At 64.0% G+C, this 10796-nt stretch carries 11 protein-coding genes and 1 pseudogene; 2 read left to right on the forward strand and 10 right to left on the reverse strand.

Features of this window, described 5'->3' with window-relative positions; translation table 11 throughout:
* Positions 1–401: pseudogene (locus BMY22_RS21510) on the forward strand (transposase); the annotation flags it as partial.
* 373 nt (positions 402–774) lie between these two features.
* Here BMY22_RS21510 and gloA read toward each other — a convergent pair.
* The 10 genes from gloA to metG form a co-directional block, all read right to left on the reverse strand.
* Positions 775–1167 (reverse strand): lactoylglutathione lyase, encoded by a 393-nt coding sequence (gene gloA / locus BMY22_RS21515; RefSeq protein WP_090625311.1) that lies wholly within the window; start codon positions 1165–1167, stop codon positions 775–777.
* 353 nt (positions 1168–1520) lie between these two features.
* Positions 1521–1700, reverse strand: coding sequence for a PA3496 family putative envelope integrity protein (locus BMY22_RS21520; RefSeq protein ID WP_090625312.1), 180 nt, complete (start codon positions 1698–1700; stop codon positions 1521–1523).
* Between the two features lie 104 nt (positions 1701–1804).
* Positions 1805–2443 (reverse strand): endonuclease III, encoded by a 639-nt coding sequence (nth, locus tag BMY22_RS21525; protein ID WP_090625314.1) that lies wholly within the window; start codon positions 2441–2443, stop codon positions 1805–1807.
* Between the two features lie 27 nt (positions 2444–2470).
* A complete protein-coding gene (locus BMY22_RS21530) occupies positions 2471–3187 on the reverse strand; it encodes an electron transport complex subunit E (RefSeq protein WP_090625315.1) in 717 nt (238 codons plus the stop codon).
* Complete coding sequence (gene rsxG / locus BMY22_RS21535; protein ID WP_167363788.1) at positions 3184–3837, reverse strand: electron transport complex subunit RsxG; 654 nt, start codon at positions 3835–3837, stop codon at positions 3184–3186. Before rsxG ends, BMY22_RS21530 begins: the two co-directional genes overlap by 4 nt.
* A gap of 3 nt (positions 3838–3840) precedes the next feature.
* Positions 3841–4872, reverse strand: a complete 1032-nt coding sequence (locus BMY22_RS21540) for an RnfABCDGE type electron transport complex subunit D (protein ID WP_090625317.1) — start codon at positions 4870–4872, stop codon at positions 3841–3843.
* 75 nt (positions 4873–4947) lie between these two features.
* A complete protein-coding gene (rsxC, locus tag BMY22_RS21545) occupies positions 4948–7032 on the reverse strand; it encodes an electron transport complex subunit RsxC (protein ID WP_090625318.1) in 2085 nt (694 codons plus the stop codon).
* Positions 7029–7592: an electron transport complex subunit RsxB gene (gene rsxB, locus BMY22_RS21550; RefSeq protein WP_090625320.1), complete on the reverse strand. Its 564-nt coding sequence runs from the start codon at positions 7590–7592 to the stop codon at positions 7029–7031. The genes rsxC and rsxB overlap by 4 nt, the downstream gene beginning before the upstream one ends.
* The gene (gene rsxA / locus BMY22_RS21555) at positions 7589–8173 is read right to left on the reverse strand and encodes an electron transport complex subunit RsxA (RefSeq protein WP_090625321.1); all 585 of its coding nucleotides are present in this window, start codon (positions 8171–8173) and stop codon (positions 7589–7591) included. The genes rsxB and rsxA overlap by 4 nt, the downstream gene beginning before the upstream one ends.
* A gap of 160 nt (positions 8174–8333) precedes the next feature.
* A complete protein-coding gene (metG, locus tag BMY22_RS21560; RefSeq protein WP_090625324.1) occupies positions 8334–10379 on the reverse strand; it encodes a methionine--tRNA ligase in 2046 nt (681 codons plus the stop codon).
* A 161-nt stretch (positions 10380–10540) separates the two neighbouring features.
* Here metG and BMY22_RS21565 point away from each other — a divergent pair.
* Positions 10541–10796: transposase family protein (locus BMY22_RS21565; RefSeq protein ID WP_143068589.1), on the forward strand; the 256-nt coding region annotated here is incomplete at its 3' end.

Raw genomic sequence — 10796 nt, forward strand, 5'->3', positions numbered from 1 at the left:
ACCACCTTCGTCTGTGCGCTGCGTAGCGAAGGGCTGGTCGCTCCGCTGGTTCTCGACGGGCCGGTCAACGGGCGGGCGTTTCGCGCCTGGATCGAGCAGGCACTGGCGCCAACCCTGGGCGCCGGAGACTCGTGGTGATGGACAACCTCGGCTCGCACAAGGTGGCCGGCGTGCGGGAGGCCATCCAGGCACGCGGGGCCGAGCTGCGCTATTTGCCACCGTACAGTCCGGACTACAACCTGATCGAGCAGGTGTTCGCGAAGCTGAAGGCGCTGCTGCGCAAAGCCGCCGCCCGCACGGTCGATACCCTGTGGTCGACCATCGGCGCCTTGCTGGAGCGCTTTCCGCCCGCCGAATGCGAACGCTATATCCGCCATTGCGGCTATGGCCGGTCAGGATGAAAGCGCTCTAGCGGGCCAGCTCGGTCATGGACAGGTTCAGCGGTGGCAGCAGCTTCTTCAGCAGGGCGGCTTTTCGTTCAGCAGAGTAACGCGGCATTGCACAGCTCTTTCCGCCCCCATGTTCCGTTTGGATGAATCCGATCAGGCGACAACTATCCTGACACCGGGGGACCGCAAACACTTGAGGAATTCGGACATCGACAGGCTGGGTTGGAACTGGATTCGGTTCATGGACATGGATTGATCCTCCTTGATTTCTGTTTATATATCCAGTACAGGTGTTCCCGAGTACCTACAGAGCCTCTGGCTTAGCATCATTGCTAATCAGCTCCGAACTTGAATCAATCAGTCAACCACACAGGCCAATACGCATTTACCCAGCTTGATTTTCCTGGATAAGCTCAATCTTGTAGCCATCTGGATCGCTTACAAAAGCGATTACGGTCGTTCCATGCTTCATGGGGCCAGCTTCCCTGATCACGTTTCCGCCATTTTGCTTGATGTCTTCACAGGCCTTGTAGGCGTCATCGACGGCTATGGCGATATGACCAAAAGCACTACCCATCTCGTATTTGTCAATGCCCCAGTTGTAAGTCAATTCAATGACGGCATTTTCTTCTTCTTTTCCATATCCAACAAAGGCCAAAGTGAATTTGCCATCGGGGTAGTCATGTTTCCGAAGAAGGCTCATGCCCAGGATTCGAGTGTAGAAATCGATCGATTTGTCCAGATCGGTTACGCGGATCATGGTATGCAGGAAGCGCATGTTTAATTCCTGTCGGGAAGGGAGTAGCGGAGATTCTAGATAGATGTATGTCCAAGAGGCAAACCATAGAGGTTGAATTCAGCACCACAAGCAGTGACTGGTTATGCTCTTGAAGGCCCGTGCAGAGGCGAATGCGATTCGGAGGGGGAGGACCCCTTTCGTGCGTGCGGCTACGGTTTTGCCAAGTTCAGAGGATGGACGCACGGTAGCCTGCTCTCCAGAAGTGAAGCAATATTTCTAGATCCAGAGCAGCTATCGTTGGCGACTATGCTGATATTTAGCCTGAAACAGGCCTCTGAAGAAGAGTTTATCTGGCTCGGCAATCAGGGGAATTTAAGGAGTTGAACGCGTATTCAGATATCGAAGTCGTAGTCGGCAAGGTCCTTCTGCAAGCGGCGTTCTTCGAGATAATTATCGATGATCCGACGTTTGGTCAGATTGGTTTTGGCGACTTCAACTTCGGCTTCGGCGTTATCTGCCTCCTCGGCGACGAAGTCATCCTCGAGTTCAATGTCAGCTTTATCGGTGGCCATGCGTTCGCTCCAAGCTACGGTCGCTATGGCGCACCTTATAGCGACAAAGGCTGGATGGGTAAAAAAGATTTTTTCAATTGATCAGGAATAATTGTAATGAAAAGTCAATCGTTTGAGGTCTTGTGCTTGTACTCGCAGAGGTCTTCGATGCGGCAACTGCCGCATAGCGGCTTGCGAGCCTTGCAAACATAGCGACCATGCAGGATCAGCCAGTGATGGGCGTCCAGTAGGTACTCCTTGGGCACCAGCTTGACCAGCTTGCGCTCGACTTCCAGCACATTCTTGCCCGGCGCGATCCGGGTACGGTTGCTGACCCGAAAGATATGCGTGTCCACTGCCATGGTGGAATGTCGGAAGGCCGTGTTGAGTACCACATTGGCGGTTTTGCGGCCGACTCCGGGCAGCGCTTCGAGGGCCTCGCGGTTGTCTGGAACCTGGCTGTGGTGCTTCTCGATGAGGAGGCGGCAGGTCTCGATGACGTTTTTCGCCTTGCTGTTGAACAGGCCGATGCTCTTGATGTACTCGCTCAGTCCTACCACGCTCAGGGCATAGATGGCTTCCGGGGTGTTGGCCACCGGAAAGAGCTTGGCGGTGGCTTTGTTCACCCCGACGTCGGTGGCCTGGGCGGAGAGGATCACCGAAATCAGTAGCTCGAAGGGCGTGCTGTAGACCAGTTCGGTGGTGGGGGTGGGGTTGTCTTCGTGAAAGCGACGGAAGATTTCCCTACGTTTGGCGGCGTTCATGTTCGGATAGGCTTCAGGTTGTGGATTTCATTCGATCACCCCGGTCACCCGCACGCGACGGTTCGGAGCAGAGGCCTGCGGTTGCTCGACCTTGTTGGCCCGTTCGGCAAGGTGCTCGTCGATTCGGTTCTTCAGCGCGATGAGCAGGCCGAGAACGATGAAGGCCCCGGGAGGCAGGATGGCCAGCAGAAAACCCTTGTAGTCGCCGATCAGCACGATCTGCCAGTCGCGTGCGATGGGGCCGAGCAACAGCTGCATGTTGGCGAACAGTGCGCCGGTACCGAGCAGCTCGCGCAGTCCGCCCAGTACGACCAGTACCGCGGCAAAGCCCAGTCCCATCATCAGCCCGTCGAAGCCGGCCAACAGCGGGGCATGCCTGGCGGCAAAGCCGTCGGCGCGGCCGAGAATCACGCAGTTGGTGGTGATCAGCGGGATGAAGATGCCGAGGATCTGATAGAGCTCGTAAGTGAAGGCCTGCATCAGGAGTTCGATGCAGGTGGTCAGTGCGGCGATGATCATCACGAAGACCGGCAGACGCACGGCAGTATTCACCACGCCGCGCACCAGCGACACGGCAATGTTAGAGCAGCTCAGCACCAGCGCGGTCGCCAGCCCGAGTCCCAGGGCATTGACCGTCGAGTTGCTCACCCCGAGCAGCGGGCAGAGCCCGAGCAGCTGCACCAGCGCCGGATTGTTCTTCCACAGGCCGTTGATGCTCAGTTCGCGGTAGCTGGGGTGGTTCATGGTTTACTCCCTTGCCGCTCGGAGAACTGTGCGTTCAGAAGTGCCGCCTGGTTGGCCTGGAAATACTGCAAGGCTTGGTGAACCGTCTTGACCACGGCCCGCGGGGTGATGGTGGCACCGGCGAACTGGTCGAAATCCCCGCCGTCCTTCTTCACGGCCCAGCCCGACTCGTCGGGGCTGGCGAGGGATCTACCCTCGAAACTGCGAATCCAGGGGGTTTTGGCCAGCTCGATCTTGTCCCCCAGGCCAGGAGTTTCCCGGTGGCCGATGACTCTCACTCCGGCCAGCCTGCCGTCGGCCTGGATGCCGATCAACAGGTGGATGGCGCCACTGTAGCCATCCGGGGCCGTGGCCTGGAGGATCACCGCCGTGGCCTGACCGTTCTTGCTGGCAAGATAGGCGGGCTGCGGGCTCCGGTGGCCGAGCAACGGCTCGTCGAGCAGGATGCTGCTGGCGAGCAGATCGTTGTCGTAGCTGCCGGCCGGGAGAATCTCGCCCAGGGCGCGGACCTGGGCCTGGCGTTCGGCGGCCTGGATCCGTGCGGCCGTGCCCTGTTGGAGCAGTGTGACGACGCCGACCGTGGCCACCGCGAACAGCCCCAGCACCAGGCTGTTCTTCAGCATCGAGCGGCCGATTTCAGGCATGGGCATGGTTCAGTCCCCCACCTTGAAGCCGCGTTCGGCCTTGCGGTGACCGTAGGTGCGCGGGCGGCTGAAGTAGTCGATGGTTGGTGCCGCCAGGTTCATCAGCAGCACGGCGAAGGCCACCGCGTCCGGGTAACCGCCCCAGGCACGGATCACGTAGACGAGGATGCCGACGCCGATCCCGAAGATCAGCCGGCCCTGGTTGCTGGTCGCACCGCTCACAGGATCGGTGACGATGAAGAAGGCGCCCAGCATGGTCGCGCCGCTCAGCAGGTGAAACAGGGGCGAGCCGTTGGAGTCGGAGTCCGAGCCGTTCCAGAACAGCAGGCTCATGAGGAACAGCGCGCCCAGCATGCCGGCCGGCGCATGCCAGCCGAACAGGCGGCGCCGGAGCATGAACAGACCTCCGGCGAGGAAGGCCAGATTGACCCATTCGCTTCCTCGACCGCCCAGATAGCCGAACGCCGGATTCTGCGCCCAGAGTTCGTCCATGGTCAGGCTGCGGTTGGCCTTCCGCACATCCAGGGCGGTGGCCTGGCTCCAGCCGTCGGGCAGGGCGGCAATGCCAAGGATCTGCTGGAGACCCTCGACCAGCCCGACGGCATGGGGTGCCGGCCAGGCGGTCATTTCCAGCGGGAAGGAGATCAGCACCACCACATAGCCGACCATCGCCGGATTGAAGGGGTTCTGTCCCAACCCGCCGTAGACGTGCTTGCCGAACAGGATGGCAAAGCCGCAGGCCGTCAGGGTCAGCCACCAGGGCGCGTAGGGCGGCAGGGCCAGGGCCAGCAGCACGGCCGTGACCAGGGCGCTGCCGTCGCCGAGAAAGAAACCGACCGGACGTTGCCGAAGCTGCAGAACGGCCGCCTCGAAACCGAGCGCTGCAGCGCTCATCCAGAGCAGGTTGAGCAGGGTGCCGAAGCCGTACAGCCAGGTCAGCGCCAACAGGCCGGGCAGGGTGGCGACCAGCACCAGCTGCATGACCTGGCGGGTACGAGTGCTGCCCGTGGCATGGGGCGAAGTGATGCGGGGCAGGGCCATTGGCGCTCCGTTGTGTACTTGCCTGGGGACGGCTATCCAGCTCGCGGGTGGATTGCCGGAGATTTCCGCCGCCGGTTATTCGCTTTGGTGCTCCGCCAGCTTGCGTTCGGCCTCGGCCAGACGTGTCCGTGCCGACTCCAGCGCGGGCGGATCGGCAGCCTCGTCGCGCTCCAGCTTGCGCAGGTCGGCGCGGGCGAAGGCGAGTTCGGTCTTCAGGGTCCGCAACTTTTCGTCCACCGGACGCTTGTCGGTGCGTATCAGCTGAGGGGCGGGCTTGTCCGAGGCTTCCTCGGCAGCGTGCAGGGCCCGCTCGGCGCTGGCCAAGGCCTCGCGCAGGCAAGTCAGCTCAGCATCGTCCGCTCCGGCTTTCTCGGCTTTCTTCAGCTCGGTGCGCTTTATCGCCAGTTCGATCTTGGCTTTTTTCAGCGCCGCGTCATTGCTTGCCGGCACTGCTGGCGGAGCGGCTGCCGTGACGGCCTCCAGGGCCTTCTTGGCCGCTTCGACGGCGGCGCGCAGCTCGGCCACCTGGGCCTCCAGTTCCGGCGTGGCGTGGGCGGCGAGCTGTTTCTCGGCCTTTTTCAGGGCGATCTGGGCCATGCTGGCCTCGATCCTCAGTTTTTTCTGCTGCTCCAAGAGCCCGGCCGCCAGGCTGGGTTGGGCGGCGAGCGGCGCTGTCCGATCAGGCAGTGCGGCGCTTTCCGTCTGCAGCGCCTTGGCCCGAGCGGCCTGTTCGGCGCGGGCCTGGCGTTCGGCTTCCTTCTGCTCCTCGGCCTTGCGCAGGCGCTCTTGGCGCAGCTCGAAACGCCGCCGGGAATGCTCGGCCTTGTGCTGCTTCTGCTCCAGTTCGCGGATTTCCGCCTTGGCCGCGCGGTAGTACTGCACCAGCGGCAGGCTGGACGGACAGACGTAGGCGCAGGCGCCGCACTCGATGCAGTCGAACAGGTTGTGTGCCCTGAGCTGCTCGTGTTCCTGGCCGAGGGCGAAGAAGTGCAGTTGCTGCGGCAACAGGCTGGCCGGGCAGGCATCGGCGCAGGCGCCGCAGCGGATGCACGGCAGCGGTGGCGGCGGAGGCGGCAGTTCGCTGCGGGTCGGTGCCAGCAGGCAGTTGCCGGTCTTGATCAGCGGCGCCTCGAGCGAGGGCAGGGTGAAACCCATCATCGGGCCGCCCATGATCAGCCGATCCATGCGTGCCTCGTCCAGCCCGGCGAAGGCCAGGAGCTCGCCTATCGGCGTGCCGAGCAGGGCCTCGACGTTCATCGGCCGGGCCAGGGCTTCGCCGGTCAGGGTGACGATGCGCGAGACCAGCGGCCGACCCTGGAGCACCGCATCATGGATGGCGACGCAGGTGCCGACGTTCTGGCAGAGCATGCCGACGTCCGTCGGCAAGCCGCCGCTCGGCACCTGCTGGCCGGTGAGCAGCTCGACCAGTTGCTTCTCGCCGCCGGACGGATACTTGGTCGGCAGTACCCGCAGGCCGAACGGCCGCTCGCCGAGGGCGGCCTGCAGCGCGGCGATGGCCTCGGGCTTGTTGTCCTCGATACCGATCAGCACCTGCTCGGGCTGGATCAGCCAGGCGAGGATCTCGATGCCGGCGACCAGCTCGGCAGCCCTTTCGCGCATCAGCCGGTCGTCGGCGGTGATATAGGGTTCGCATTCGGCGCCGTTGATGATCAGCGTGTGGATCTTTCCCTGGGGGCGTGCCGCCAGCTTCACTGCGGTGGGAAAGCCTGCGCCGCCCAGACCGCTGATGCCGGCCTGGCGGATCTTCTCCAACAGTACCTCGGGCGCCAGGCCGCGGTAGTCGGCGCAGGGCGCCAGCGGGGCCCATGCGTCCAGGCCGTCGCTGTCGATGACGATGGCCGGCGCGAGCATGCCGGATACATGGGGATAGGGCTGTGGGCCGATGAAGCTCACCGTGCCGGAGGTCGGCGCATGCAGCGGCACGCTGACCCGTCCGCTGGCGGCAGCGATCGTCTGGCCCTTGAGGACCCGCTCGCCGACCGCGACGATCGGCTGGGCGGGTGCACCGATATGCTGACCGAGCGGCAGGATCAGACGCGCAGGCAACGGCGCCGGCTGGATCGGCGTGCGGTTGGAGAGCGCCTTGTGCTCCGGCGGATGGATGCCGCCATGGAAATCCCAGAGCTTCACGTCGCTCATGCCGCCCGCTCCCGATCGCTGGCGATCAGCCGGCCGGGAGGCAGGGGCAGATCCCATTTCCAGTGTTGCAAGGAACCCGCGAGCGGAATCATGTCGATGCAGTCCACCGGGCAGGGCTCGACGCAGAGATCGCAGCCGGTGCATTCGGCGGCGATCACCGTGTGCATCTGCTTGGCGGCACCGACGATGGCATCCACCGGGCAGGCCTGCAGGCACTTGGTGCAGCCGATGCATTCGGCCTCGCGGATGCGCGCGACCATCGGCGGTTTCTCGCCTTCGGCGGCGTCCAGCGGCTCGGGCTCGAGGTCCAGCAGCTCGGCCAGCGCCTGGATGGTCGCCGCGCCCCCCGGCGGGCACTTGTTGATCTTGTCGCCGGCGGCGATGGCCTCGGCGTAGGGCCTGCAGCCGGGATAGCCGCACTGGCCGCACTGGGTCTGCGGCAGCCGCGCGTTGATCTGCTCGGCGATGGGGTTGCCCTCGACGCGAAAGCGCACCGCCGCATAGCCGAGGAGGGCGCCGCAGACCAGGCACAGCAGGAGCAGGACGAGCACGGCGGTCATGGCTTGATCAACCCGGAAAAGCCCATGAACGCCAGGGACATCAATCCCGCGGTGACCAGGCCGATGGCCGCGCCCTTGAACGGTTTGGGCACGTCGGCGATGGCGATGCGCTCGCGCAGGGCGGCGAACAGCACCAGCACCAGGGAAAAGCCGAGACCGGCGCCGAAGCCGTTGGCGGTGGCCGCGAGGAAGCCGAAACCGGCCTTGTTGGCGTTGAGCAGGGCCACGCCGAGCACGATGCAGTTGGTGGTGATCAGCGGCAGGAAGATGCCGAGCACGCGGTAGAGCAGCGGGCTGGTCTTGTTCACCAGCATCTCGGTGAACTGCACCACCACGGCGATCACCAGGATGAAGGCGATGGTGCGCAGGTACTCCAGTTCCAGCGGCTTGAGCACGTAGCGCTGCAGCAGGTAGCTGCACATGGCCGCCAAGGTCAGCACGAAGGTGGTGGCCAGGGCGAGGCCGATGGCGGTTTCGATCCGCTTCGAGACGCCCATGAACGGGCAGAGGCCGAGGAACTGCACCAGCACGAAGTTGTTGACCAGAATGGCGCCAAGCAGGATCAGGACGAGTTCGGTCATCGCGGGATTCCGTCGCGTGCGGGCAGGGATCGGAGGGGAAAGGGCATCCATTATCCGGGAAGCTATCGGGGCGGACAACCGCGGGGCGTTGTCCGCCCCGACGGCTGGAGGCCGGGGCTGGGCTGGAAAACCGCCGACGGGTTTTTCCGTCGGCCGGTATTCAGTGCACGCGCTGGCCCGGCTTGGCACCGGCGTCCGGGCTGAGCAGGAAGATCTCCTCGCCGCCCGGGCCGGCGGCCAGCACCATGCCCTCGGACAGGCCGAACTTCATCTTGCGCGGCGCCAGGTTGGCCACGTACAGGGTCAGGCGGCCTTCCAGCTGGCTCGGGTCCGGGTAGGCGGACTTGATGCCGGAGAACACGTTGCGCTTGGCGTCGCCGATGTCCAGGGTCAGGCGCAGCAGCTTGTCGGCGCCCTCGACGAACTCGGCCTTCTCGATCAGCGCGATGCGCAGGTCGACGGCGGCGAAGGCGCCGAAGTCGATTTCCGCGGCCAGCGGCTCCTTGACCAGTTCGCCGTTGCCCGCGGGGGCGGCGGCTTCGGTGGACTGGGCGGCGAGGTCTTCCTTGGAGGCTTCGATCATGGCGTCAATCTTCGCGGGTTCGATGCGGGTCATCAGCGGGGTGAACGGGTTGAGCAGGTGGTTGGCCAGGCGCAGTTCGTGGTCCTGCCAGCTCAGCGGGGCGACGTTGAGGAAGGCCTCGGCGGCGACGGCCAGGTTCGGCAGCACCGGCTTGAGGAAGATCACCAGCTGGCGGAACAGGTTGACGCCGAAGGCGCAGATTTCCTGCACCTCGGCCTGCTTGCCCTCGACCTTGTTCAGCGCCCACGGCGCCTTGTCGGCGATCCAGGCGTTGGCGCGGTCGGCCAGGGCCATGATCTCGCGCATGGCGCGGCCGAAGTCGCGGTGCTCGTAGGCCTCGGCGATGGCCGGGGCGGCGGCCTGGAAGGCGTCCCACAGCGCCGGCTCGGGGTTGGCGTCGACCATCACCCCGGCGTTGCCCTTGTGGACGAAGCCGGCGCAGCGGCTGGCGATGTTGACCACCTTGCCGACCAGGTCCGAGTTGACCTTCTGTACGAAGTCCTCGAGGTTGAGGTCGAGATCGTCCACGCCGCGCGACAGCTTGCTGGCGTAGTAGTAGCGCAGGTACTCGGGATTCAGGTGATCGAGGTAGGTGCGCGCCTTGATGAAGGTGCCGCGCGACTTGGACATCTTCTGGCCGTTGACGGTCAGGTAGCCGTGCACGCACACCTGCGTCGGCTTGCGGTAGCCGGCGCCTTCGAGCATCGCCGGCCAGAACAGGGTGTGGAAGTTGACGATGTCCTTGCCGATGAAGTGGTACAGCTCGGCCTTGGAGTCCTTCTGCCAGAAGGCGTCGAAGTCCAGCTCCGGGCGGCGCGCGCAGAGGTTCTTGAAGCTGGCCATGTAGCCGATCGGCGCGTCCAGCCAGACGTAGAAGTACTTGCCCGGCTCGTCGGGGATCTCGAAGCCGAAGTAGGGCGCATCGCGGGAGATGTCCCACTCCTGCAGGCCGCCGTCCAGCCATTCGGCGATCTTGTTGGCCACCGCGTCCTGCAGGGTGCCGCTGCGGGTCCATTGCTTGAGCATGGCCTCGAAGTCCGGCAGCTTGAAGAAGAAATGCTTGGAGTCCTTGAGCACCGGGGTGGCGCCGGAGATCGCCGAGCGCGGGTCCTTCAGCTCGGTCGGCTCGTAAGTGGCGCCGCACTTCTCGCAATTGTCGCCGTACTGGTCCTCGGCGCCGCACTTCGGGCAGGTGCCCTTGATGAAGCGGTCGGCGAGGAACATGCCCTTGTCGGGGTCGAAGTACTGGGTCACCGAGCGGGTGGCGATATGGCCGGCATCGCGCAGCTTGAGGTAGATGGCGGTGGCCAGCGCGCGGTTTTCCTCGGCGTGGGTCGAGTGGAAGTTGTCGAAGTCGACCAGGAAGTCGGCGAAATCGGCACTGTGTTCGGCCTGCACGCCGGCGATCAGTTGTTCCGGGGTGATGCCTTCCTTCTCGGCGCGCAGCATGATCGCCGAGCCGTGGGCGTCGTCGGCGCAGACGTACACGCACTGGTTGCCGCGCTGCTTCTGGAAGCGTACCCAGATGTCGGTCTGGATGTACTCGAGCATGTGGCCCAGGTGGATGGAGCCGTTGGCGTAGGGCAGGGCGCTGGTGACGAGGATCTGGCGGGCTTCGGGCATGATGATCGGCTGCACTGGCAAAACGAGGGAAGTCGGCAACTATATAGGCCCGGACGGTTTTTTTCATCCGCGGGGCCGCCGGAGCCAGGGCAATCGCGCTACATCGCTCTTGCGTTGGACAAGGATTAGCGGTAACGGACAAGACTTTTCCGAGCCCCATCATGCTGCCCAATCCCCAGCCCTACTTCGCCAAGCTCGTCGACCCACGGCGCGAAACCCGCAACAAGCTGCACGCCCTGCAGGACATCGTCATGATCACGCTCTGCGCCACCCTGTGCGGTTATGACGACTGGGTCGGCATCGAGGACTTCGCCCACGAGAACGAAGCCTGGCTGCGCGAGTTCCTGCCGCTGCCCAACGGTATTCCCTCGCACGATACCCTCAGCGACGTCATCGGACGCCTGGAGCGCAAGGCTT

The sequence above is a fragment of the Azotobacter beijerinckii genome (assembly GCF_900110885.1).
GTDB classification, from domain to species: Bacteria; Pseudomonadota; Gammaproteobacteria; order Pseudomonadales; family Pseudomonadaceae; genus Azotobacter; species Azotobacter beijerinckii.